Raw genomic sequence first — 23,482 nt, 5'->3', positions numbered from 1 at the left:
AGATCGGCAGCTGAACTAGACTTACGATTCCCTTCCTCACAGCCAGACAGCAACGCATGAACATTCGTCAGAAGATGATCGCCAGCGGCGTGCTAAGTGTGGCTGTCGCGGCAGGGCTGGGTGCAGTGGGTTTCTGGGGCCAGACCCAGCTCAATGGCGCGCTGGCGCAGAACGAGCTGAGCGTCACGGCGCTGCGCAACCACCTGGAAGGGGACATGATGCACGACGCGCTGCGTGCCGACGTGCTGGCCGCCTTCAGCGTCGAGGCCGGCGACCAGGCTGCTGCCGAGCAAGTGCGTCAGGACCTGCGCGAGCATGCCGACTGGTTCAAGCGAGCCCTGGCGGCCAACGCCCAGTTGCCACTACCGGCTGATATCCAGCAGGCCATCGCCCAGTCGCAACCGGCACTCAATGCCTACATCAGTGAAGCCGAACGGATCACTGAAGTGGCCCTGCGCGACGCGCAGGCCGCCAAGGCGGGAATGCCCGCGTTCATGCAGCGCTTCAGCGACCTCGAAGCCAAGAACGAGGCGCTCAGCAGCCTGATCGAAGAGCAGGTGAGTGCTGCTCACCAGAGTGGTCAGACTGCCGTAAGCCAGGCCTCGATCTACCTGATCACCGGCATCGTGCTGGTCAGCCTGCTGCTCGGTCTGATTACCTGGAGTCTGATGCGCAGCGTATTGGGGCCGCTGCAACGCTCCGTCGACGCTGCCCGCGCCATTGCCAGCGGTAACCTGCGTGGCCGCATCGACGTGGATCGGCAGGACGAGGCCGGCCACCTGCTGCAGGCGCTGGCCGAAATGCAGGGCAACCTCGGCCGGATGATCAGCAGCATCAACCAGCACAGCGAGCAGTTGCAGCACACCGCCGGCTCGCTGACCGGCACGGCCCAGCGCATTCTGCAGGACTCCACCCAGCAGGCGGACAGCGCCACGAGCATGGCCGCAGCGATGGAGCAGATGATCCAGAACATTGCCCAGGTGTCCACGCACGCCCATGACGCCAAAGGCATTTCCGCCCATTCCGGGCAACTGGCTGACAGCGGTGGCCAGGTCATCCTCGGCGTGGTCGACGGCATGAACCGTATCGCCGAGGCGGTCACCTCGTCTTCCGCGACGATCACCGAGCTGGGGCGTTCATCCGAGGAAATCCATTCGATCATTCAGGTCATCAAGAGCATCGCCGAACAGACCAACCTGCTCGCCCTCAATGCGGCGATCGAGGCTGCGCGCGCGGGGGAGGCCGGGCGTGGTTTCGCCGTGGTCGCCGATGAAGTGCGCAACCTGGCGGCCCGCACCGCGCACTCGACTCAGGAAATCACCGACATGATCGGGCGCATTCGCAGCAACACCAACCTGGCAGTGGACAGCATGCAGGCCGGCGTGACGCGGGTGAACGACGGTGTGGCCCTGGCGCACCAGGCCGGTGATTCGATCAATGAAATACGCGATGGTGCGCAACGCGCCGCCCAGGTGGTGGAGGAGATTTCCCAAACCATCGGCGAGCAGAGCAATGCCAGCAGCGAAGTGGCGCAGCGTGTCGAGCAGATCGCGCAGATGGCTCAGCACAACGCCCAGGCGGTGAACGAGCTGGCGCACTCGGCGGAGGAGCTGGAACGGGTAGCGCAGGGCATGCGCAACGCCATCATGCAGTTCCAGGTCTGAGTCGCCGGATTCAGGCGGGCTCCGCCACTCGCTTCTCGCCCAGTTCTGCCTTGCAGTAATCGACGAACAGCTGCGCCGGTTTGGTCAGTTGTGCGCGCTTGAGCCAGGCGGCGACCAGGCCGGAGCCGGTGACGTCCTCGGTGATGTTCACGCACACCACCTGCTTGCCGTCGTAGGTGGTGTTGCAGTGCGGGCGGGTGACCAGCACGGAGAAGCCGAAGCCCTGGCCGACCATGCCGCGCACCATCTCGATGGAGGGCGAGCTGAACACGATGTTCGGCGACAGGCCCAACTCCTCGAAGATGCTCACGAAGTAGTTCCGGCTCGGCAGCACGTCGAGCAGGATCATCGGGTCGAGCACCAGATCACGCAGCGACACCTGCGCCTGTGCGGCGAAGCGGTGGCCTTCGGGCAGCAGTGCGTAGGGCCGCTGTGGCGGCATCAGCGGTTCGGTCTCGATGGTGGCGTCCAGGTCGTGTTCGTAGAAGATCGCCAGGTCGAAGCGGCCGGCGGTCAGGCCCTGCACCAGCTCGTGTTGTTCGCCGTCGTGCAGGCGGATTTCCACGCCGGGGTAGCGTTGGCGAAAGCCGGCGATCAGGCGCGGCAGGTAGAGCGGGGCGACCGTTTCGAAGCAGCCGATATCGATCTGCCCGGCCACTACGTCGTTGTCGGCCAGGGCGTTCTGTTCGAACTCGTGCGCCATGCGCAGCAGCTCCTGCGCCTTGCGGTTGAAGCGCGCGCCACTAGGGGTGAGCGACACGCCCTGGGCGTGGTGGCGGATGAACAGCTGCACGCCGAAGCTCTCTTCCAGGCCCTTGATTGCCGTGGAGATGGACGGCTGGGCGATGTACAGCTTGCGCGACGCCTCGGCGACGCTGCCGCACTCGACGGTGGTGACGAAATACTTGAGTTGACGCAGGGTGTAGGCAGCCACGCAAGGAACCTCGAGCGATCTTCTTCTGGTACTCACCATACCCGCAGATCAGGGGGCGGTAGGCGAGCATCTTGTTTGCCAGTGGCCATATTTTTTATGGCCCTGGGCGGGGTATGCCTTGCAAGAGTCGTACTCGGCGCTGATGGCGAGCGTTTGTATCTTGTGGTGGGCTGAAGCCCACCCTACGCGCTGAAATGGATCGCCGCCCGGCCCACCCTAAAAGATGTGGTGCGGGCTGAAATGGTGCGTGGCGCTGGGCTGTCTGGTGTGCTTCGCGTCAGACGTGGCGCGGCCTGGCGGCGCGTTGTTGGGTATTTGCACAAGGAGTTGGCGGGCTGCACTGCCTTGGTGCGGGTGTGACCATCTTTTTCGTATGTCCCGGCGACATTTTTAATATTTTTCCTATCTTCGGGCTTGCGCCACCATCAGTTCCGCAACCGCCAAACGGTACAAGGGGACTGTGGTGTACGAACTCAGCGACTGGCAGCAACGCGCCCGGCAGCAAGCCTTCATCGAACAGGCCATCATCGGTGGTCGCCATGTGGTGGCGCAGTCCGGCGCTAAGTTCGCGGCCATCAACCCGGCCACCGGCCAGGTGCTGGCGCAGGTCGCCGCCTGTGGTGAGGCCGAGGTTGAGCTGGCCGTGCGCAGCGCCCGTCAGGCCTTCGAAGCCGGCGTCTGGTCGCAACGCACCCCAAGCGAGCGCAAGCAGGTGCTGCTGCGCCTGGCCGAGCTGATCCTGGCCCATCGCGATGAGCTGGCGCTGCTCGATTCGCTGAACATGGGCAAGCCGGTGATGGATGCCTGGAACATCGACGTGCCCGGCGCCGCTGGCGTGTTCCGCTGGTACGCCGAAAGCCTCGACAAGCTTTACGACGAAGTCGCGCCCAGTGCGCGCAACGTGCTGGCTACCATCACTCGTGAAGCGCTGGGCGTAGTCGCCGCCGTGGTGCCGTGGAATTTCCCGCTGGACATGGCCGCCTGGAAGCTGGCGCCGGCCCTGGCCGCTGGCAACTCGGTGGTGCTCAAGCCCGCCGAGCAGTCGCCGTTCTCCGCCCTGCACTTGGCCGAGCTGGCGCTGGAAGCTGGGCTGCCTGAGGGTGTGCTGAATGTGGTACCGGGCCTTGGCGAGAGCGCCGGCAAGGCCCTTGGTCTGCATATGGACGTCGACTGCCTGGCCTTCACCGGCTCCACCGAGGTGGGCAAATACTTCATGGGCTACTCGGCGCAGTCCAACCTCAAGCAGGTGTGGCTGGAGTGCGGCGGCAAGAGCGCCAACCTGGTGTTCGCCGATTGCCAGGATCTCGACCTGGCCGCCGAGAAGGCCGCTTTCGGCATCTTCTTCAACCAGGGCGAGGTGTGCTCGGCCAACTCGCGCCTGCTGGTGCAGCGTTCGATCCACGATGAGTTCGTCGAGCGCCTGCAGGCCAAGGCGCGCGACTGGCTGCCTGGTGATCCACTCGACCCGGCCAGCCGCGCCGGCGCCATCGTCGAGGCGCGGCAGACCGCGCGCATCATGGATTTCATCAACGGCGCCCAGTCCGATGGCGCACGCCTGGTCTGTGGCGGTGAGCGACTGACGCTGGGTGGCTCGGACAACTTTATCGCGCCGACCATTTTCACCGGCGTGACGCCAAGCAGTCGCCTGGCCCGCGAGGAAGTCTTCGGCCCGGTGCTGGCGGTGCTGCCGTTCGACAGCGAGGACGAAGCTGTGGCCCTGGCCAACGACAGCGTCTATGGCCTGGCCGCCTCGCTGTGGAGCGACGACCTCAACCGCGCCCACCGTGTCGCCCGCCGCCTCAAGGCCGGCACCGTGTCGGTCAATACCGTCGATGCGCTGGACGTCAGCACGCCGTTCGGTGGCGGCAAGCAGTCCGGCTTTGGCCGCGACCTGTCGCTGCATTCGTTCGACAAGTACACCCAACTGAAAACCACCTGGTTCCAACTGCGTCCGTAGGGTGCGCTGCGCGCACCGGATGGTGCCCCCGGTTCGTAGGGTTCACCGTGCGCACCAGACGGAGTTGATCAAATTATTAACGGTGCGCACGGCGCACCCTACACGCCACTGGCGGAGACCTTGCGATGACTGCCCCGAAGCACAGCACATCCGAATACCAGGCACTGGATGCGGCGCACCATATCCATGCCTTCCTCGACCAGAAGGCGCTCAACGAGAAGGGCGCGCTGGTGATCGCCAAGGGCCAGGGCCTGAACCTCTGGGACACGGACGGCAAGCGCTATCTCGATGGCATGTCCGGCCTGTGGTGCACCGCGCTGGGCTATGGCCGCGCCGACCTGAATACCGCCGCAACGCGCCAGCTCGAAGAGCTGCCGTACTACAACCTGTTCTTCCACACCACGCATCCGCGCGTGGTGGAGCTGTCCGAGCTGCTCTTCAGCCTGTTGCCCCAGCACTACAGCCACGCCATCTACACCAACTCCGGTTCCGAGGCCAACGAGGTGCTGATCCGCACCGTGCGTCGCTACTGGCAGGTGGTGGGCAAGCCGAGCAAGAGCATCATGATCGGCCGCTGGAACGGCTACCACGGCTCCACCTTGGGCAGCACCGCGCTCGGCGGCATGGGTTTCATGCACGAGATGGGCGGCATGCTGCCGGGCTTCGCCCACATCGGTGAGCCCTATTACTTCGCCGAGGGCGGCGAGCTTTCCGAAGAAGCCTTCGGCCTCAAGGCCGCGCGCGAGCTGGAAGCGAAGATCCTCGAACTGGGCGCCGAGAACGTCGCGGCCTTCGTCGCCGAACCCTTCCAGGGCGCCGGCGGCATGATTTTCCCGCCGGCCAGCTACTGGGCCGAGGTGCAGCGCATCTGCCGCCAGTATGACGTGCTGCTCTGCGCCGACGAAGTGATCGGCGGCTTCGGCCGTACCGGCGAGTGGTTCGCCCACCAGCACTTCGGCTTCCAGCCCGACACCCTGACCATCGCCAAGGGCCTGACCAGCGGCTACATCCCCATGGGCGGCCTGGTGCTCAGCGGTCGCATCGCCGACGCCCTGGTGCAGGAAGGCGGCGTGTTCGCCCACGGCCTGACCTACGCCGGTCACCCGGTGGCCGCCGCCGTGGCCATCGCCAACCTCACCGCGCTGCGCGACGAGAAGATTGTCGAGACGGTCAAGGCCGACACCGGCCCCTACCTGCAGAAGCTGCTGCGCGAGACCTTCGAGGGCCATCCGCTGATCGGCGATGTCCAGGGCGCTGGCCTGGTCGCCGCGCTGCAGTTCGCCGAGGACAAGACCACGCGCAAGCGCTTCGCCAACGAAAACGACATCGCCTGGCACTGTCGCACCGTCGGTTTCGACGAGGGCTTGATCATTCGCTCCACCCTCGGCCGGATGATCATGGCGCCGGCGCTGGTGGCCACGCATGCCGAACTGGACGAGCTGGTGGAGAAGATCAAGCGCGCGGTGGATCGCACCGGGCGCGAGCTGAACCTGCTGTAACAGGGCATCGATCACCCGTAGGAGCGGCTGGGCGGCATTCCGTTTTAGCCGCGAAATACCTTAATCGCGGCTAAAGCCGCTCCCACGAAAAGCCCCTGAAACCGCCCCATAGAGGGCGGCGAAGAATCAGGTGCCGATCCAACGAGTTCGGCCCGTAAACGTGTAATTCGGCCACTGGCCAATCCCTGCCCCACGTAAACCAATAACGAGCCAACAGGCTGTGGGAGTGCTTCATGAAATCGTCCTTGCACCACCGTATCGTCCGTTCCTTTGCCTGCACCGCACTGGCTGCCGGCATGGCCGCCACCGCCCAGGCCGGCACCCTGTCCATCGGCCACACCACCTGGGTCGGCTACGGTACTCTGTACCTGGCCCGTGACCTCGGCTACTTCAAGGAAGCCGGCCTCGACCTGCAACTGACCACCATCGAGGAAGCCTCGATGTACATGGCCGCGCAGGCCTCGGGCAAGCTGTCCGGCTCGGCTTCGACCATCGATGAGATCCTCAAGTACCGCTCCAAGGACTTCTGCTTCAAGGCCGTGGCGGCGCTGGACGAATCCCACGGCGGCGACGGCATCGTGGTGCAGAACGACATCGCCGACATGCAGGGTCTCAAAGGCAAGGCGGTGGCGGTCAACGAAGGTTCGGTGTCGCAGTTCTGGCTCAGCTACCTGCTGAAGAAGGCCGGCATGAGCATGGCTGACATCGAGGTGCAGAACATGACCGCCGATGACGCCGCCTCGGCCTTCATCGCCGGCCACGTACCGGCGGCGGTGACCTGGGAGCCGAACCTGACCATGGTCAAGCAGAAGGGCAACGGCAAGGTGCTGGTCGACAGTAGCGCCACACCCGGCGTGATCGTCGATGTGGTGGCGCTGGATTGCGGCGTCATCGAGAAACAGCCGGAAGACGTCAAGGCGCTGGTCGCCGGCCTGTACAAGGCGGTCGAGTACACCAAGCAGAACCCGGAGAAGGCCTACGAAATCATGGCCAAGGGCGTTGGCGGCTACCTGTCCAATCCCAAGGATCTGGCCGAAGCGGCCAAGGGCGTGAAGTTCTACGACCAGGCCATGAGCGAGAAGCTGCTCGGCACCCCCGGCAAGCCCGGCGACATCGCCGAGATCATCAAGCTGGCCAACGAGACCTGGAGCAGCCTGCAGGGCAAACCCTACGCGGTGAGCTACGAGGATCTGGTGGATACCTCGTTCGTCACGCCGTAAGTGCTCTGCTCCCCACTCCTCAAAGGGGAGAGGGGACTGACGGTGGTCACCTGCCGTTTTCCGCGAATGGCGTTCAGCGTCTTCCAAATACCCGCAACACGAGGTGGTTCATGGCCACGCAAAAATCCTGGGTGCAGCGCTGCCTGACCCCGAAAGTCGACCTGCCTGGCCGTTTGGTGCTGGGCGCTAGCAGCCTCTGCTGGCTGCTGGTGCTGGGCCTGTGGGCCATCCTTTCTTACGGCGGCGTGGTGCCGTCGATGTTCCTGCCGACCCCAGGTGATGTGATCGCCGCCGGCGTGCGCCTGGCCGGCGACGGCACCCTGAGCAAGCACGTGCTGGCCAGCCTGGAAGTGGTGCTGATTGGCTTCGTCGTGTCGTCGCTGGTGTCGGTGCCGCTGGGCCTCTTGATGGGCAGCTTTCGCATCGTCCAGGCCTTTCTCGAACCGCTGGTGAACTTCATCCGCTACCTGCCGGTGACCAGTTTCGTGCCGCTGTTCATCCTGTGGATCGGCATCGGCCTGGAACAGCGCGTGGCGGTGATCATCTTCGGCGTGTTCTTCCAGCAACTGGTGATGGTCGCCGACGTCTCCAAGGGCGTCTCGCGTGACCTGCTCAACGCCAGCTACACCCTCGGCGCCAGCCGCCGCGACGTGGTGCTGCACGTGCTTGGCCCTGCCTCGCTGCCGGGCATCCTCGACACCCTGCGGGTAACCATGGGCTGGGCCTGGACGTATCTGGTAGTGGCCGAACTGGTCGCCGCATCCAGTGGCCTGGGTTACATCAGCCTGAAGGCCATGCGCGGTTTCCAGGTCGACGTGATCTTCCTCGCCATCGCCATCATCGGCCTGCTCGGGCTGATCACCGACCAACTGTTCCGTCTGCTTCGACTGAGGATTGCCGCATGGGCGCAATAGCCAAGAAACCCTACGTGATGCCGGCGCTCAGCGAGTACGCCGAGGTCGCCGCGCGGCTCAAGGTGGACAACGTCAGCCTGCGCTATCAGTCGCCCAAGGGCGACACCTTCACCGCACTGGATCGCGTCTCCTTCGAGGTACCCGACGAGCAGTTCGCGGTGATCGTCGGCCCGTCCGGCTGCGGCAAGTCGAGCTTGCTCTACCTCACCGCCGGTCTCAACGAGCCCACCGAGGGCGAGATCTACGTCGGCGGGCAGAAGGTCGAAGGCCCTGGCGCCGACCGCGGCATGGTGTTCCAGGGCTACACCCTGTTCCCCTGGCTGACCGTGCGGCAGAACATCGAGTTCGGCCTCAAGCGGCGCAAGCTGCCGGCCAGCGAGATTCGCACCATCGTCGAGTTCTACCTCAACGAAGTGGGCCTGGCCAAGTTCGCCGAGCATTACCCCAAGCAGCTTTCCGGCGGCATGATGCAGCGTGTGGCCATCGCCCGTGCGCTGGCCAACGACCCGCAGATTCTGCTGATGGACGAACCCTTCGGCGCCCTCGACAGCCAGACCCGTCTGCAGATGCAGCAACTGTTGCTGCAGGTGTGGGGCAACAGCAAGAAGACCGTGGTGTTCGTCACCCATGACATCGACGAAGCCATCCTGCTCGCCGACCGCATCTACGTGATGGGCGCGCGCCCCGGGCGGATCAAGGAAATCCTCGACGTGCCCATCGAGCGCCCGCGCACCCTCGACGTGGTCATGGAGCCCGAGTTCATCCGCATGAAACGGCACATCCTCGGCCTGCTGCATGACGACATGGAAGAGGTGCACTGAAATGACGGACAGCTTTGACTACCTGATCGTCGGCGCCGGTTCCGCCGGCTGCGTGCTGGCCAACCGCCTGAGTGCCGACCCGGCCGTGCGCGTGTGCCTGATCGAGGCCGGCGGCAGCGACGCCAGCCCGCGTGTGCAGATACCGGCTGGCACCATCACCCTGTACAAGAGCCGCGTATTCAGCTGGAACTACTTCTCCGCACCGCAGAAGAATCTCGCCGGGCGCCGCCTGCACACCCCGCGTGGCAAGGCATTAGGTGGCTCCAGCTCGATGAACAGCATGATCTACATCCGTGGCGACGCCAGCGACTACGACCGCTGGGAGGCCGCCGGCTGCCCCGGCTGGGGCTGGAACGACGTGCTGCCGTATTTCAAGAAATCCGAAGGCAACTGCCTGGGCCAGTCGCTGCACTACCACGGCACCCAGGGCGAGCTGCTGGTGGACAGGCCGCGCGACCCCAACCCGCTGTCCGAGCGCTACATCCGCGCCGCCGAGCAGGTCGGCCTTAAACGCAACGACGACTTCAACGGCGGCAGCCTGGAAGGCGTCGGCCTCTACAACCTCACCCAGAAGAACGCCCGGCGCCTGTCCAGCTACCGCGCCTTCGTCGCCCCGGTGCGTAAACGCGACAACCTCGTCGTGCTCACCGGCTGCGAAGTGGAGCGCCTGCTGCTCGATGGCGAGCGCGTAAGCGGCCTGGAGCTGCGCCAGGATAGCCAGTGGCGCACCTTGCACTGCAGCCGTGAAACCATCCTCTGCGCTGGCGCGCTGGGTTCACCGCATATCCTGCTGAAATCCGGCATCGGCCCCAAGGCCGAGCTGGAGGCGGCCGGCGTGGCCTGCAAGGTCGACCTGCCGGGCGTCGGCAAGAACCTGCAGGATCATATCGACGGCACCCTCACCGTGCGTTCGAAGAGCCCGCTGTCGCTGGGTTTCTCCGTAGGTGCGCTGCCGAAGATCATCGCCTCGCCGTTCAAGTACCTGGCGCAGAAGATGGGCTGGCTGACCACCAACTATGTCGAGGCTGGCGGCTTCGCCCGCACGCCGTTGGCAGGCGACCTGCCCGACGTGCAGATGCACTTCGTGCCCGGCTACCGCAGCCATCGCGGTCGCCTGTTCGAGTGGGGCCACGGCTACGCCATCCACACCTGCGTGCTGCGGCCGAAGAGCATTGGCGAGGTGCGCCTGGGCGAGGGCCGCAGCCTGAGCATTGACTTCAACTTCCTCAGCGACGAGGCCGATGGCCGCGTGTTGGTGGAGGGGGTCAAGCTGGCGCGGCGCATCCTCGCCCAGCCGCAGTTCGCCGATATCCGTGGCGCGGAGATGCTGCCCGGCCCGCAGGTGCAGAGCGACGAGGAACTGCTGGCGCACCTGCGCGAGAAGGCCGCCACCGTGTTCCACCCGGTGGGCACCTGCAAGATGGGCAGCGACGACGCGGCGGTGGTCACGCCCGAGCTTAAGGTGCGCGGCGTGGCCAACCTGCGCGTGGCCGACGCCTCGATCATGCCGACGCTGATCAGCGGCAACACCAACGCGCCGTGCATCATGATCGGCGAGAAGGCGGCCGATCTGATCCGCCAGGGCTGAGCCTGGCTCAGCCCGTCTTGCGCTTGCCCGAAGACAGGCGCGAGACGCCCAGCAGCACCAGCGCCAGGCCGGCGATCTGGTACAGGGTGATGGCCTCGCCGAGCAGCACCCAGGCGGCGAACAGCGTCAGCACCGGGCCCAGGTTGCCGAACAGGGCGGCATGGCTGGCGCCCATGCGCTGCACGGCCAGGGCCATCCAGTAGATCGGCAGCACCGTCGACAGCAACGCCATTAGCGCGCCGTACAGCCACACTTCGCTAGGTAGGCTCGCCAGTTGCGTCGGCTCACCGCTGATTCCGTAGTGGATCAGCACCATGATCGCCGAAGAACCGCCGGCCAGCCCCGCCAGGCGCATCGAGCCGACCCGGTGGATCACCACGCCGGTACCCAGGTAGTACAGGGCATAGGTCACCGCGCTGGCGAACACCCAGGCGGCGCCCAGCAGGATCTGCTCGCTGTCGCCTTCCACGCGGATGTCATGCACCAGGGCGATGCCCAGGCCCAGGTAGCACAACCCCATGGCCAGAAAGGTGCGCGGGCCAGGCCGCTCGCCCAGCGCCAGCATCTGCAACAGCAGCACCAGCGTCGGGTAGGTGAACAGGATCAGCCGCTCCAACCCGGCGCTGATGTACTGCAGGCCGTAGAAGTCGAACAGGCTCGACAGGTAGTAGCCGAGCATCCCCAGCAGCAGAACGTGCGCCCAGTCCTTGGCCGACAAGCGCGCTTGCCCGGTGCCACGGCTCAGCCACAGCAGCCAGGCGAACAGCGGCAGGGCCAGGCCCATGCGCAGGCTCAGCACGGTGATGGCGTCCACCGGTGCGGCGGCGTAGGCGAGTTTGACGAACACGGCTTTCAGGCTGAAGCCGGTGGCCGAGAGCACGGCAAACAGCACGCCGTTGTCCAGGCTGCGGCGGTACGAGGCGGTCAGAGCATTCATGAGCAGGGCTGCGGCAGGAAATGAGCTGTTATTCTGAGCGGAAAGCTAAGCGGCCAGAATCGCAATTTCACGAAGATGGCGTTCTGATTTGGAGAAAGCCTCATGCATTTCGACTTGCCCGACCTGCGCCTGATTGCGGCGATTGCCACCACCGGCAGCCTGAGCAAGGCGGCGGCGACCTTTCCCGTCGCGGTGTCGGCGGCCAGCACTCGCCTGCGCTTGTTCGAGGAACGCTGCGGGCTGACGCTGTTCGTGCGCGGCAGCGACGGCATGAGCCTGACCCCGGCCGGGCGCCTGGTGCTGGAGGCCTGCCAGGGCGTACTGAAGGAGGCTCGTCAGCTCAGCGATACCCTGCAGGAGCTCAAGGGCGAGCGGCGCATGACCCTGCGCCTGGCGGCCTCCACGGTGGCCAACAGTACCTTCCTGCCGGCGGCGCTTGGCCCCTTCCTGGCCGACTACCCGGAAGTGGACCTGCAATTGGCCGAGCACAACAGCAAGGATGTGCTGCAGGCGGTGCGTGAAGGCGGTATCGACATCGGCGTGTACGACGGCAACCTGCCCACCGATGACCTGCTGTCGCTACCGTTTCGTAACGACCGCCTGGTGCTGTTGGTGCCGCACGGACATGCGCTGATCGGCCAGCGCGCGGCCTCGCTGCGCGATGCGCTCAACTACCCCTTCGTCTGCCTGCCAGCCGAGCGGGCGATGCAGCGCTTCATCGAATACATGGCAGTGCGCAATGCACTGCCACTCAAGGTGCGCGTGCGCGCGCCGAGCTTCGATGCCATCGCCCAGTTGGTGGCGCAGGGTGTTGGTGTGTCCATGCTGCCCGAGGTGGCCGCGACTCGCTTCGCCCAGGAACTGCCGGTGGCGGTGGTGATGCTGGAGGATGTTTGGGCCACCCGCGAGCTGCGCCTGTGCGTGCGCAGCTGGGAGTCGCTGTCATCCCATGCGCGGCAACTGGTCAGCTACCTCTCGCCCGAGCGCTCATCCGGCGACAACCTGAGTGCATGATGTAGGAGCGGCTTCAGCCGCGATAGAACCGCCGCCGCTAAAGCGCCTCCTACAGTGCGAGTTTGACCGGCTGCGCCCCGGTGTTGATGCATGCAGTGGAGGAGCGGCTTCAGCCGCGATAATCGCCGCTCAAGAATCTCCCACCGCGAATCACTTGAAGAACTGGCTGGGCGTCAGGCCGAACTGCTTCTTGAACATGGTGGCGAAGGCGCTGGGGCTGTCGTAGCCCAGCTCCCCGGCGATGTCGATGATCTTCTCACCCAGGGCGATGCGCTCCAGCGCCAGCAACAGGCGGGCCTGTTGGCGCCACTGGCCGAAGGTCATGCCGGTGCCTTTCTGGAACAGGCGCTGGATGGTTTTCTCGTCCAGGCCCAGGCGGGCGCTCCAGTCGGCCAGGGTAGAGGCGTCGCCGGGGTCGTCCTGCAGCGTCGTGCAAATCCCCTGGATACGCGGGTCGGCCGGCTGCGGCAGGTGTAGTGACAGGGTCGGCAGGATGCGTAGCTCATCAAGGATCAGGCGCATCACCCGCGCCTCGCGCGAGTCGTCGGCATAGGGCTGGGTGATGCCCACGGCTGCGCGGATCAGCTCGCCCAGTAATGGCGAGATGGCCACGGCGCGGCACTCGGTGGGCATGTCTGGCAGGCTGTCGGGGCGCACGAAAACGCTGCGCATCCGCACGTTGCCAATGCAGCGGATCGCATGCACCTGGCCGCTCGGCATCCAGATACCCCGGCTCGGTGGCACCGTCCACTGGCTCAGTGCCGAAGTCACCACCATCACCCCGGAAATGGCGTAGATCAGCTGATGCTTGTTGCGGTGCGAGTGCGGCTCGATGACGGCGTTGAGCGGGTAATCGGTGGCGCTGCTGCTGACCAGCCAGGGGGAGGCGTCGATCTCGGCCAGCAGTTTGTCGGCTAAGCGCATGAGTGTGCCTTTTTTGCGAGGGTTATCTCCCTATCTTCGTGAGACAGGCGATTGGGCGCAGCCTAGCATAGCGCCGTTCCTCACCTCGTCCGGAAGCTTCAAGCATGTCCAGCAGTCCTGCCGCTCCCTCACTGGCCGGCGCTTCGCCCGTCAGCCAGGCCAGCCCCCTGGTGATGCGCGTGATCGGTGCCTGCGCCCTGGCGCACCTGATCAACGACCTGATCCAGGCGGTGTTGCCTGCCATCTACCCGATGCTCAAGCTCAACTACGGCCTGAGCTTCGCCCAGATCGGCCTGATCACCCTGACCTTCCAGCTCACCGCCTCGCTGCTGCAGCCGTGGGTGGGCTATCACACCGACCGCCATCCCAAGCCCTGGCTGCTGCCGGCCGGTTCAGTGTGTACCCTGGTCGGCATCCTCATGCTGGCCTTCGTCGGCAGCTTCCCGGCGATCCTCCTGGCCGCAGCATTGGTGGGTATCGGCTCCTCGACCTTCCATCCCGAGGCGTCGCGCATTGCCCGCCTGGCCTCGGGCGGTCGCTATGGCCTGGCGCAATCCACCTTCCAGGTCGGCGGCAATGCCGGCACGGCCTTCGGCCCGCTGCTGGCGGCGGCCATCATCATTCCTTTTGGGCAGGGCAACGTCGCCTGGTTCGGCCTGTTCGCCGCCTTCGCCATCGTCGTGCTGTACGGCCTGAGCCGCTGGTATCGCCACCACCTGACATTGTTCAAGCTCAAGCAGGGCGGCGCGGCTACCCACGGTTTGTCGGCCGGGCGGGTGAAGTTCGCCCTGTTGATCCTGGCGTTGCTGGTGTTCTCCAAGTACTTCTACATGGCCAGTTTCACCAGCTACTTCACCTTCTTCCTGATCGAGAAATTCGACCTGTCGGTGGCCAGCTCGCAGCTCTACCTGTTCCTGTTCCTCGGCGCGGTGGCTGCCGGCACCTTCTTCGGCGGGCCGATAGGCGACCGCATCGGGCGCAAGCAGGTGATCTGGTTCTCCATCCTCGGCGTGGCGCCGTTCTCCCTGCTGCTGCCGCACGTCGACCTGTTCTGGACGGGCGTGCTGAGCATGGTGATCGGTTTCATCCTGGCCTCGGCGTTCTCCGCCATTGTGGTCTTCGCCCAGGAACTGATGCCGGGCAACGTCGGCATGATCGCCGGGCTGTTCTTCGGCCTGATGTTCGGCTTCGGCGGTATCGGCGGGGCGCTGCTGGGCTACCTGGCGGACATCCACGGCATCGAGGAGGTGTTCCTGCTGTGCTCCTTCCTGCCGCTGCTGGGCATCCTCACGGCATTGCTGCCGTCCTTGAAGGCGCGTTAATTACCCGTAGGGAAAAGGAACAGGGAAGAATGAAAAATATCGATCGGATGCTGCTTGGCCTGGGTGTGTTGATACCGTTCTGGCTGTTCTTTGGGGTGCTGCTGACCGCGCTGGCCTATCCCGGTTACAGCCATCTGGATCAGGCTATGAGCCAGCTGGGGGCGCAGGGGGCACCCACCCAAGGCTTCTCGGCCTGGGTCAATAACCTGCCGCTGGGTGTGTTATTCGTGCTCTTCGCCGTTGGGGTCATGCGTCAGGTGCGAGGCTCTCGGCTGGCTCTGTTCAGCGCCGTGCTGATCTTCGTTCACGGGCTGGCCAGCTTCGCCACGGGCTACTTCGCCTGCGATCAGGGTTGCGCACCAGCACAGCCATCCTTCTCGCAGCAGATGCACAACCTGGCTGGCCTGGTGATGTTCCTCTCGCTGACCCTGGCCAGCCTGCTTTGGGCTTTTGTCAGCAGACGTCTGCTGGGTTCGCGTGGTTTCGGCTTGTTCTCCCTCGCCTGCACCGTGCTGGCTGTGGCCACTGTGGTGCTGATGGCTCAGGCGGTAGAGGCCGGGCATTCGTTCGGCCTGTATCAGCGCATCAATTACGGTATCTCGGTGATCTGGGTCGCAGGCGTGGCGCTGATGCTGTTGCGAGGTCGTTCCGGCTCCCTTCGTTTGGTTACCGCTTGAGGTGCTTCGCGATCATTGGAGCGCCAGCCGGTCGGTGCTCTGCTGATGACGGTTGCTGGCGAAGGCGGTTTCGTTGCGTAGTAGATGCATCTGCTGGCCGAGCCATGGCTACTTGCGTGATCCGAGGGAGCCAGTGACGTGGCGCTGGCACTGCTCAGTTTTTCCAGTCAGACCAACTACTGACCGTATCGGGCGAGCGTTCTTGCATGCCTTTCGCCGGTGAACCTTAACCGACTCGCCGCCACACGCTGGCCAGCCAGGGTTGCTGGTCGCGTGGCAGGCCGGCAGGGCGGTAGTAGTGCTCCAGTTCGACGAAGCCGGCCGCGGTGAGCCGCGCGCGCCAGCGTTCGAGGTCGTGGTAGCTGCCGTAGCGTGGGCCGTTCCAGCCTTCCTGATTCTCGCCGCGCGGGTTGGAGCTGAACAGCACGCCGCCGGCCTTGAGCGCCGCGTGCAACTGGTCGAGCACGCGCGGCAGCTCCTGATCCGGCACATGGAACAGGCTGGCATTGGCGAAGATGCCGTCGAAATACGCGGCCGGCAGGTCCAGTTCGAGAAAGCTCTGCTGCCACACTTCGCAGCCGCTGTCGGCGCGCGCCATGGCGACGAATTCGGCGCAGCCATCGAGGCCGACGGCGGTATGACCAAGGCCGCTGAAGGTGCGCAGGTCACGCCCCGGCCCACAGCCGAAATCGAGGATGCGCCAGGGCTTCTCACCCTCGATATGCCGCAGCAGGGCGGCGATGTTCTGGCTCACGTCATGGTCGCGGGTGCCCTCGCGAAAGTCCTCGGCGCTGCTCTGGTAGTGGGCCAGGGTGAGGGTGCTGATCTGCGCGAGTTCGTCGATGCTCAGGGGCATGGTGGGGTTCCGGCAAAAGAGTGCATTAAAACTGCTTGGCGATGCGTACGGCCAGGGCGACCGACCCTTGGTCGCCGGCACTGAACCTGCGTACCGCTTGCACAGTCCCATTTCCTGAGGGGTGTAAACCGGCTGGTTACAGTCGGGCGCCCACTATTCCAAGGAGATAACGCGATGGTTACGCACTACAAAGTCTCTGGCCACCTTGCCTGTGGCTCTCATGGTGAAAAACTGCCTTCCACCACCGAGCTGGGCAAGGTCAAATGCCGCAACTGCCGCAAGACCGAAGTTTTCACCGAAGCTCGACGTAACTCACGCAATGCCGCGCGCCGTGCAGCCCGCCGCGAGAAAGCCGCGCGTGCGGTCAACGACTGGCGTACCTCCTGGGAAGCACGCCTGACTGCCTTGCCGGGCCGTCAACGACTGCCGCGCGGCTTCGGCGATCAGGCATTCGTCTAGTCTGGAAAGTTGCAGGAGGAATTACCTCCTGCACCTGGGCGCGCTGCCAACACCTGTAGGCGCCGCGTCCCTACAGTGAGCGATCGAGGCGCTGCACCATGAGTCGCCTCGGTCGCTACTGAAGCGCCTGCCACGATTCGCCTCGATATGTTCTCCACGGCCTCAGGGTTCGATCCACGCAACAGGCTGTTCACCCGTTTGCCCCGCAGCGGCGCCTTGACGTAGATTGGCCGGCTCACCTCGTCCGGCACTGGCCGGTCATGCCTCGAGATTTTCGCCGTGCCTGCTGCCCCCGTTTCCGTCTACCGGCTTCCCGGTTTCCTGCCTTTTCTCATCGCCCGCATCGTGGTGGTGTTCGCCGTACAGATCCAGGCCATTGTGGTGGCCTGGCAGGTCTACGACCTGACGCGCGACCCGCTGTCGCTGGCCTATGTTGGCCTGGCCCAGTTCATCCCCATGCTGGTGCTACTGATGCCGGCTGGCGACCTGATCGACCGCTACGACCGCAAGCTGATCCTGGTGCTCAGCTGGCTGGTCGAAGGGGTGTGCGCCGCGGCGCTGCTGTGGTTGTCGCTGAGCGGGGCGGCGGTCAGTTGGTACTACGCGGTGCTTGTGCTTTACGGCTGCGGCCGCGCCTTCACCGGGCCGGCGCTGTCGAGCCTGTTGCCGCAGATCGTGCCGCGCGAGCGTCTGGCTGCAGCCATCGCCGCCAACAGCATGATCATGCGCGGCGCGACCATTTCCGGCCCGGTGATCGGCGGCGGCCTGTACGCCATCGGCGGCGGCGGGCTGACCTACTCGGTGTGCCTGGCCTGCTTCCTCGCCGGCTGTGTGCTGATGCTGCGGGTGCCCGTGCGCTACGCGGAAAAGATGCAGGCGCTGGAAGCTACCGCCTGGGCGCGTTTTACCGCCGGCATCCACTTCATTCGTACGCGGCCGATCATCCTCGGCACTATCTCGCTGGATCTGTTCGCCGTACTGCTCGGCGGCGTGATCGCGCTGCTGCCGATCTACGCCCAGGAGGTGCTGGAAGTCGGGCCGACCGGCCTCGGTCTGTTGCGCAGCGCCATGGCCATCGGCGAGGTGTCAGTCGGTTTGTACCTGAGCATGAAACCGTTCAACCGTCATGTCGGCCTGGTGATGTTCGGCGCGGTGGCGCTGTTCGGCGTGGCCAACCTGGTGTTTGCCCTGTCCAGCCTGTTCTGGCTGTCGTTCGCCGCGCTGGTGGTGGCCGGTGGCGCGGACATGGTGAGCATGTACATCCGTTCCTCGCTGGTGCAGTTCTCCACGCCGGACGCCATGCGTGGCCGGGTCAACGCGGTGAACATGCTGTTCATCGGCTCTTCCAACGAGCTGGGCGAATTCCGCGCCGGCACCAGCGCCGCCTGGTTTGGCGTGGTGCCGGCGGCGCTGATCGGTTGCGCCTGCACCCTGACCGTGACCGGCGGCTGGATGCTCGGCTTCAAGAGCCTGCGCAAGGTGAATCGCTTCGAGGATGCGTCGCCAAGCAAGGTGGGCTAGCGAGAGCAGGCACTGGAGCAGTTTGGTCACCAACGCGGGTGTCAGGTTTCGCGGCTGAAGCCGCTCCTACGGGACCTGCCTTGTTCCGTAGGGTGCGCCGTGCGCACCGCGGTCGAACCGAGTGCCCTGATTACCCTAGACGCGCCCGCGTATCGAGGCGAACCCCGACTACCCCAACCGTAGCAACGGCCTGAGCTTCAAACCAAGCACCGTGCCAACCAGGCAGAACAGGCCGAACACCCAGCCTGACGCCGCGCCAGCCATCAACCCAGACAGCAGCGTGCCCACGGTGCAGCCCAGCGCCAGCAGGCTGCCCCAACCCAGCAGCACGCCACCAAGCAAGCCGCGTAGCCAGTCGCGCGGTGCGGCGCGACTGGGGCGGAAATCGCCTGCGGCCAGGGCACTGGCCCAGGCCGCGACCACCAGGCCAATCACGAACAGCCCGTTGTTCGACAGCAGAGTTTCCTTGATCACCGTGGCGCAACCAGAAAAGCCGTCCAGCCCCTCCAGGCGTTCGGGCAGCCAGCCCAGGCTATCGGCGCTGGTGCGCGCCAGGCTACCTAGCTCGGCGGTCACCCCCAGTGGTGCGACGCGAAAATAGGCCAGCACTGCCAACCCGCCGATCAGCACGCCGCCGACCCAGGTCGGCCAGCGTGCGCCGAACAGCAATGACCACAGCCCGCGAACCTGTGCCGGGCTACTCGCTTGGCGATAACGCAGCAGCCAGGCAGCGAGCGCGCCAAGCAGGATCAGTTGCAAGAGCAGCGAACCGCCATAACCGAGCTTGCCCGGCAGCCACAGCACCGGCGCCTCCTGCAGGGCGGCCAGGTACAGCGGATTCCAGCTGAGAAAGCCGAGGGCGAAGCCAAGCAGTGCGCCGGCGAGTGCAGCCAGTGAGGCGAAGTTGCCTTCACCGAGGCGGTACAGGTGCGCACTGATGCACGAGCCGGAAATCGCCATGCCGATGCCGAACATCGTGGCGGCCAGAGCCAGCACCCAGCTCAGCGGGCCTATATGGGCATCTGGTGGTAGCCGCCCGCTGCTGGGGTCTGGCAGGAAGGCGCCGAACACCGCGTGATAGCCGAGGGTACCGACCGCCAGGGCGGCGAGCAGGCCGAGCAGGCCGTCCGGCACACGGCGTTCGATGAAGTCGCGTGTCACGCAGAAGAAGCAGAAGCGTGAACGCTGTAACAACAAGCCGAACAGTGCGCCGCTGGCCAGCGAATAGCCGAAGGCACGGCCCTGATTACTGCCATCGGACAGTTGCCAGATGAAGGCGAGCAGGGCGAGAGCGAGCAGGCCCGCCAGGGTGATGGGCAGCACTGCGCGAGTGGAAGAAATACTGGCGGTCATGGGTTGTCCTTTCCGACCGTGATGACGAAAGCGGCCCTGGGGGTCAGGCCAGGGCCGTGTTTTGCGTGACTGACGTTTGTTATGTAGGAGCGGCTTCAGCCGCGAAAATCGCGGATAAATCCGCTTCTACAGGAAGCATCAGATGTGGGGTGCGCCGTGCGCATCGCCGTGCCAGCGCTGCCGTCATTGGTGCGCGCGGCCTAGGCGGCCCCGCGACACCCTACAAAAGCCATCCGCGCAAGGCGGCAGTCTTAGAGCCTGTTTACGATTTCGCAAGCTAGAGATAAACGGCAGCGAAAACGACCGAGGAGCGGTCGGAGTCGCGCTCGACTTTACGCGTTGTAAATGAGCAGTTCGAGGTTGTTTTCAACGCCGGTTAGCCGACGCGCAGCAGGTTGTAAACAGGCTCTTAGAGGGCTTACTTGCCACCCCAGACGGTGCCGGCCACGTTCACCACCGGCACGCCTACGGCATTGCCGTATTCGGTCCAGGAGCCGTCGTAGTTGCGCACGTCGTAGCCGAGGATTTTCTTCAGGGCGAACCAGGTGTGGCTGGAGCGCTCGCCGATGCGGCAGTAGGTGATGATCGGCTTGCTGCCGTCGATGCCTACCGCGCCGTAGACTTTCTTCAGCTCCTCGGCCGATTTGAAGGTGCCGTCAGCGGCTACCGCCTGGCCCCAGGGCACGTTCACTGCACCCGGTACATGGCCGGCGCGCACGGCCAGCTCCTGCACGCCTTGCGGGGCGAAGACCTTGCCGTTGTATTCGTCCGGCGAACGGATATCCACCAATTGCACGTCGCTGCGTTTCTCTGCGGCAGCCAGTACGTCAGGGAGGAAGGCGCGCAGATCCTTGTTGGCTGCGTTCACGGTCACGTTGCCGGCTTTCGGCGTGCTGGCGCGGCTGTCCAGGGTACGGCCTTCGGCCTCCCACTTGGCGCGGCCACCGTCGAGCAGTTTGACGTTATCGACGCCGTACACGTCGAACACCCAGGCGCCCCAGGCGGCGAACCAGTTGTTGTTGTCGCCGTAGATGATCGTGGTGCTGTCGTCATTTACCCCAGCCTTGCGCAGCAACTGCTGGAAGGCTTCCTGGCTGGCGATGTCGCGGCGTACCGGGTCGACCAGGTCGCTGTGCCAGGCGAAATTCACCGCGCCGGGGATATGCCCGCGTTCGTAGACGCCGGGCACCACGCTGACTTCGATGATGCGTACCTTGGGGTCTTTCAGGTTCTTTTCCAGCCAGTCGGTGCTCACCAGGTATTGGCTGGCGGCATGCGCCGTGACCGTTTGCAGCAGGGTGGCGGCGGCCAGCAGACCGGCGCCGAGGAGAGTCTTGATCGTCATGGGTGCGACCTCTTGAGAGTTGGCAGTTGTGCGGCCGAGCCGCCTTCGTCGTGGTGGACCATAGTGGTTTCCTTGCAGGGTTCCTGTGGCGTTGACCTCCTTGTCAGCTGTACAGCGATGGCTGCGGGCCCTGGCCGCTGAGCAGCCAGTGGCCGAGGTCGCGCACCTTGTAGTCGATGGGATCGTGCAGGCTGTGCACGCGCACGTTGCGCCAGAAACGGTCGAAGCCGTAGCGCGAGCTGGTGGCGCGGGCGCCCATGGCTTCGAATATCTGGCTGGTGATATCGAGGGCAGAACGCACCGCCACCACCTTGGCCTCGCTGATGGCCAGCGCTACCTCGGCGCGTTCGGCGGCGGTCAATGCCGGTTTTTCCCAGGCGGCTTGCAGGCGCTGGGCGGCGTGTTCGGCCAGCGGCAGGGCGCTGCGGTAGCGCAGCCACAGTTCGCCGTAGCGCTGCTGGATGAAGGGATCGTCGCTGGCAGTGGCCACGCCCGATGCCGGCCAGGCGCGGCTCTGCTCGCGGGTGTAGCGCAGTGCCGCGTCCAGCGCGCCCTGGGCGTTGCCCAGGTAGAGCTGGGTGAGGATCAGCTGCGACAGGCAGGCGCGCAGCGTGGTGCGTGGGCTGGGGCCGACCGGGCCGAGCAGCTCGCTGGCGTCGACGAATACCTGCTCGAACTGCACCGTGCCGCTGTCGGTCTGGCGTTGGCCGAAGCCGTCCCAGTCGCTGTTCACCGCCAGGCCCTCGCGCTGGCTGGGCAGCACGATGAACACGCGATCCTCCGGGTTCTTGCCGCGCGGTGCGCTGACCACCAGCGCGTCGGCGCCAAGCGCACCGGAGCAGAACGACTTGCTGCCATTGAGCTCGTAATGCTCTTCGCGCGGGCTGAGCTTGAGGCCGGTGTCGCGGCCGTTGGTGGCGTTACCCCAGAACCAGCGCTCCTGCACCGTGCGCGTCAGCCAGTGGCGCTGCTGCTCGGGGTTGCCGAACAGTTGGATGGTCGCCACCTGCAGGTGCTGGAAGGCGAAGAGGTGGGCCAGTGAGCTGTCCACCGCCGCCAGGTAGCGCACGATGCGATAGATCTCCGGCCAGGCCACTCCCAGGCCGCCGTATTGCTGTGGCGCGGCCAGGGTCAGCAGGCCGCTGTCGCGCAATAGCTCGCGTTCGGCCTGGGCACTGCCGCCAGCACGATCACGCTCCACCGCGCTGACCGCCAGGCGCCGGGCCAAACGTTCGACCTTGGCCGTGCGGCTGCCGAAGTCCACGGGGAACAGGTGCGCGGCGAACAGCGGCTCGTCACGCAGGCTGGGATGCAGTCGGGCTTCAGCACTCATTGCGGGCTCCAGATACTGACTTCGCGGGCATCCACCGAGGTCGGTAGCAGGCTGGCGCCGTAGAAGGCATCGGCGATCTTTTGCTGCTCGACCAAGCTGTCCGGCTGCACCAGACGTACCTGATAGCTGCGTTTTGCGTTGGCTTTCTCGACGATGGCCGGGTCTAGGTTGCCCCACAGTGGGCCGAGGATTTCAGCCGCTTGGCGCGGGTTGGCGCGCAGCCAGTCGCCGGTCTTCACCAGCTCGGCGAACACGGTCTGCAGCACCTGCGGGTGGCTCTTGGCGAAGGTGGCGCTGGTCAGGTAGTAGCGTTGGTAGTCGGCCAGGCCCTTGCCGTCGGCGAGGATGCGCGTCGGCAGCTGTTGCTGGGCGCCGCTGAGGAAGGGCTCCCAGGTGACCCAGGCGTCCACCTTGCGGTTCTCGAAAGCAGCGCGTCCGTCGGCCGGGGTCAGGTAGGCGGGTTCGATGTCGCTGAATTTCAGGCCAGCCTTGTTTAGCGCGGCGATCAGCAGGTAGTGCACGCCAGCCGCCTTGGTCACGGCGACCTTCTTGCCCTTGAGGTCGGCCAGGGTTTTGATCGGCGAATCCTCGCGCACGATGATCGCCTGGGCGCTGGGGGAGGGCGCTTCCTGGGCGAAATAGGCGAGGTCGGCGCCGGCAGCCTGGGCGAACACCGGCACGGTGTCGGCGACATCGGCGGAGAGGTCGATATTGCCGACGTTGAGAGCCTCCAGCAGCGGCTGACCGTTGGGGAATTCGTGCCAACTGACGCTGATGTCCTGATCGGCAAGTGCTTTTTCCAGGGTGCCCTGGCTCTTCAGTAGGCTGATCAGCGTGGAGGATTTCTGGTAGCCGATGCGCAGTTGCTCGGCGGCCTCGGTGAGTGGGGCGGCGAGCAGGCCGATGGCCAGCGAGGCGGCGATCAGTGTGCTGCGTTTGGAATGGGTGTTGGACATGGCGGCTCTCGATACGAACACGTGCCGGCCATGGTCTGCGGCGGATCACGCGTACTTCAGTGTTGAGGGAAAGAAGTCCGGTGATCCGGTGGAGAGAAGCTAGACGATATAAAAACTGGTTGTTAAATAATTTTTAGGAATTAGCTAAGGCCAGTTTGTCAGGCGCAGCAGTGGCCTTGTGCGGGCTG

General features: G+C 65.1%; 20 protein-coding genes. 12 read left to right on the top strand and 8 right to left on the bottom strand.

The genetic code is table 11. The annotated features are described in order from the left end of the window. Window positions 1-56: 56 nt before the first annotated feature. Window positions 57-1,664, top strand: a complete 1,608-nt coding sequence (locus BM059_RS14905) for a methyl-accepting chemotaxis protein (protein WP_036998876.1) — start codon at window positions 57-59, stop codon at window positions 1,662-1,664. Between the two features lie 10 nt (window positions 1,665-1,674). Here the strand turns inward: BM059_RS14905 and BM059_RS14900 are convergent, their stop codons facing one another. Continuing rightward, complete coding sequence (locus BM059_RS14900; RefSeq protein WP_074939582.1) at window positions 1,675-2,598, bottom strand: LysR family transcriptional regulator; 924 nt, start codon at window positions 2,596-2,598, stop codon at window positions 1,675-1,677. 463 nt (window positions 2,599-3,061) lie between these two features. On the opposite strand from BM059_RS14900, the gene BM059_RS14895 reads away from it, so the two are divergent. The 6 genes from BM059_RS14895 to BM059_RS14870 all read left to right on the top strand — a co-directional run bounded on the left by BM059_RS14895 (window position 3,062) and on the right by BM059_RS14870 (window position 10,597). Next, complete coding sequence (locus BM059_RS14895; protein WP_074939581.1) at window positions 3,062-4,555, top strand: aldehyde dehydrogenase; 1,494 nt, start codon at window positions 3,062-3,064, stop codon at window positions 4,553-4,555. A gap of 125 nt (window positions 4,556-4,680) precedes the next feature. Then, a complete protein-coding gene (locus BM059_RS14890) occupies window positions 4,681-6,054 on the top strand; it encodes an aspartate aminotransferase family protein (RefSeq protein ID WP_074939579.1) in 1,374 nt (457 codons plus the stop codon). A 233-nt stretch (window positions 6,055-6,287) separates the two neighbouring features. After that, window positions 6,288-7,274, top strand: coding sequence for an ABC transporter substrate-binding protein (locus BM059_RS14885; protein ID WP_036998884.1), 987 nt, complete (start codon window positions 6,288-6,290; stop codon window positions 7,272-7,274). A 110-nt stretch (window positions 7,275-7,384) separates the two neighbouring features. Beyond that, the gene (locus tag BM059_RS14880) at window positions 7,385-8,188 is read left to right on the top strand and encodes an ABC transporter permease (protein WP_036998886.1); all 804 of its coding nucleotides are present in this window, start codon (window positions 7,385-7,387) and stop codon (window positions 8,186-8,188) included. Next, a complete protein-coding gene (locus tag BM059_RS14875; RefSeq protein ID WP_074939578.1) occupies window positions 8,176-9,009 on the top strand; it encodes an ABC transporter ATP-binding protein in 834 nt (277 codons plus the stop codon). The genes BM059_RS14880 and BM059_RS14875 overlap by 13 nt, the downstream gene beginning before the upstream one ends. A 1-nt stretch (window position 9,010) precedes the next feature. Then, entirely contained in the window at window positions 9,011-10,597 is a 1,587-nt protein-coding gene (locus BM059_RS14870; RefSeq protein WP_074939576.1) for a GMC family oxidoreductase, read from the top strand. 7 nt (window positions 10,598-10,604) lie between these two features. Here the strand turns inward: BM059_RS14870 and BM059_RS14865 are convergent, their stop codons facing one another. Next, window positions 10,605-11,534 (bottom strand): DMT family transporter, encoded by a 930-nt coding sequence (locus BM059_RS14865; protein WP_074939575.1) that lies wholly within the window; start codon window positions 11,532-11,534, stop codon window positions 10,605-10,607. A 102-nt stretch (window positions 11,535-11,636) separates the two neighbouring features. Here BM059_RS14865 and BM059_RS14860 point away from each other — a divergent pair, with 102 nt between their 5' ends. After that, the gene (locus BM059_RS14860; protein WP_074939573.1) at window positions 11,637-12,548 is read left to right on the top strand and encodes a LysR family transcriptional regulator; all 912 of its coding nucleotides are present in this window, start codon (window positions 11,637-11,639) and stop codon (window positions 12,546-12,548) included. 150 nt (window positions 12,549-12,698) lie between these two features. On the opposite strand, the gene BM059_RS14855 is transcribed toward BM059_RS14860, so the two are convergent. Continuing rightward, complete coding sequence (locus tag BM059_RS14855) at window positions 12,699-13,472, bottom strand: AraC family transcriptional regulator (protein ID WP_074939572.1); 774 nt, start codon at window positions 13,470-13,472, stop codon at window positions 12,699-12,701. A gap of 104 nt (window positions 13,473-13,576) precedes the next feature. On the opposite strand from BM059_RS14855, the gene BM059_RS14850 reads away from it, so the two are divergent. Next, window positions 13,577-14,794, top strand: a complete 1,218-nt coding sequence (locus BM059_RS14850; protein ID WP_074939570.1) for an MFS transporter — start codon at window positions 13,577-13,579, stop codon at window positions 14,792-14,794. Between the two features lie 29 nt (window positions 14,795-14,823). Further along, window positions 14,824-15,471, top strand: coding sequence for a DUF998 domain-containing protein (locus BM059_RS14845; protein WP_074939569.1), 648 nt, complete (start codon window positions 14,824-14,826; stop codon window positions 15,469-15,471). 226 nt (window positions 15,472-15,697) lie between these two features. Here the strand turns inward: BM059_RS14845 and BM059_RS14840 are convergent, their stop codons facing one another. Continuing rightward, window positions 15,698-16,327: a class I SAM-dependent methyltransferase gene (locus BM059_RS14840; protein WP_074939567.1), complete on the bottom strand. Its 630-nt coding sequence runs from the start codon at window positions 16,325-16,327 to the stop codon at window positions 15,698-15,700. A 174-nt stretch (window positions 16,328-16,501) separates the two neighbouring features. On the opposite strand from BM059_RS14840, the gene BM059_RS14835 reads away from it, so the two are divergent. Next, on the top strand, window positions 16,502-16,786 hold the full coding sequence (locus tag BM059_RS14835) for a hypothetical protein (protein WP_036998902.1): 285 nt from the start codon (window positions 16,502-16,504) through the stop codon (window positions 16,784-16,786). A gap of 279 nt (window positions 16,787-17,065) precedes the next feature. Continuing rightward, window positions 17,066-18,307 (top strand): MFS transporter, encoded by a 1,242-nt coding sequence (locus tag BM059_RS14830; protein WP_074939566.1) that lies wholly within the window; start codon window positions 17,066-17,068, stop codon window positions 18,305-18,307. 168 nt (window positions 18,308-18,475) lie between these two features. Here the strand turns inward: BM059_RS14830 and BM059_RS14825 are convergent, their stop codons facing one another. The 4 genes from BM059_RS14825 to BM059_RS14810 form a co-directional block, all read right to left on the bottom strand. Then, window positions 18,476-19,660, bottom strand: a complete 1,185-nt coding sequence (locus BM059_RS14825; RefSeq protein WP_074939564.1) for a YeeE/YedE thiosulfate transporter family protein — start codon at window positions 19,658-19,660, stop codon at window positions 18,476-18,478. Window positions 19,661-20,078: 418 nt separating this feature from the next. Next, window positions 20,079-21,005, bottom strand: coding sequence for a sulfurtransferase (locus BM059_RS14820; protein ID WP_074939563.1), 927 nt, complete (start codon window positions 21,003-21,005; stop codon window positions 20,079-20,081). Window positions 21,006-21,108: 103 nt separating this feature from the next. Beyond that, window positions 21,109-22,338: an acyl-CoA dehydrogenase family protein gene (locus tag BM059_RS14815; protein WP_074939561.1), complete on the bottom strand. Its 1,230-nt coding sequence runs from the start codon at window positions 22,336-22,338 to the stop codon at window positions 21,109-21,111. After that, complete coding sequence (locus tag BM059_RS14810; RefSeq protein ID WP_074939560.1) at window positions 22,335-23,294, bottom strand: aliphatic sulfonate ABC transporter substrate-binding protein; 960 nt, start codon at window positions 23,292-23,294, stop codon at window positions 22,335-22,337. Before BM059_RS14810 ends, BM059_RS14815 begins: the two co-directional genes overlap by 4 nt. Window positions 23,295-23,482: the final 188 nt, after the last annotated feature.

It is taken from the genome of Ectopseudomonas composti (assembly GCF_900115475.1).
Classification (GTDB): Bacteria; Pseudomonadota; Gammaproteobacteria; order Pseudomonadales; family Pseudomonadaceae; genus Aquipseudomonas; species Aquipseudomonas composti.
Note: the sequence above shows the minus strand (reverse complement) of the source record. Positions and strands in the feature narration are given on the sequence as shown.

Coding starts and splice junctions, on each gene's coding strand:
- BM059_RS14885 (WP_036998884.1), top strand. CDS start 6,288: ATGAAATCGTCCTTGCACCACCGTATCGTCCGTTCCTTTGCCTGCACC.
- BM059_RS14870 (WP_074939576.1), top strand. CDS start 9,011: ATGACGGACAGCTTTGACTACCTGATCGTCGGCGCCGGTTCCGCCGGC.
- BM059_RS14845 (WP_074939569.1), top strand. CDS start 14,824: ATGAAAAATATCGATCGGATGCTGCTTGGCCTGGGTGTGTTGATACCG.
- BM059_RS14875 (WP_074939578.1), top strand. CDS start 8,176: ATGGGCGCAATAGCCAAGAAACCCTACGTGATGCCGGCGCTCAGCGAG.
- BM059_RS14890 (WP_074939579.1), top strand. CDS start 4,681: ATGACTGCCCCGAAGCACAGCACATCCGAATACCAGGCACTGGATGCG.
- BM059_RS14840 (WP_074939567.1), bottom strand. CDS start 16,327: ATGCCCCTGAGCATCGACGAACTCGCGCAGATCAGCACCCTCACCCTG.
- BM059_RS14810 (WP_074939560.1), bottom strand. CDS start 23,294: ATGTCCAACACCCATTCCAAACGCAGCACACTGATCGCCGCCTCGCTG.
- BM059_RS14815 (WP_074939561.1), bottom strand. CDS start 22,338: ATGAGTGCTGAAGCCCGACTGCATCCCAGCCTGCGTGACGAGCCGCTG.
- BM059_RS14865 (WP_074939575.1), bottom strand. CDS start 11,534: ATGAATGCTCTGACCGCCTCGTACCGCCGCAGCCTGGACAACGGCGTG.
- BM059_RS14860 (WP_074939573.1), top strand. CDS start 11,637: ATGCATTTCGACTTGCCCGACCTGCGCCTGATTGCGGCGATTGCCACC.
- BM059_RS14850 (WP_074939570.1), top strand. CDS start 13,577: ATGTCCAGCAGTCCTGCCGCTCCCTCACTGGCCGGCGCTTCGCCCGTC.
- BM059_RS14855 (WP_074939572.1), bottom strand. CDS start 13,472: ATGCGCTTAGCCGACAAACTGCTGGCCGAGATCGACGCCTCCCCCTGG.
- BM059_RS14880 (WP_036998886.1), top strand. CDS start 7,385: ATGGCCACGCAAAAATCCTGGGTGCAGCGCTGCCTGACCCCGAAAGTC.
- BM059_RS14835 (WP_036998902.1), top strand. CDS start 16,502: ATGGTTACGCACTACAAAGTCTCTGGCCACCTTGCCTGTGGCTCTCAT.
- BM059_RS14820 (WP_074939563.1), bottom strand. CDS start 21,005: ATGACGATCAAGACTCTCCTCGGCGCCGGTCTGCTGGCCGCCGCCACC.
- BM059_RS14825 (WP_074939564.1), bottom strand. CDS start 19,660: ATGACCGCCAGTATTTCTTCCACTCGCGCAGTGCTGCCCATCACCCTG.
- BM059_RS14905 (WP_036998876.1), top strand. CDS start 57: ATGAACATTCGTCAGAAGATGATCGCCAGCGGCGTGCTAAGTGTGGCT.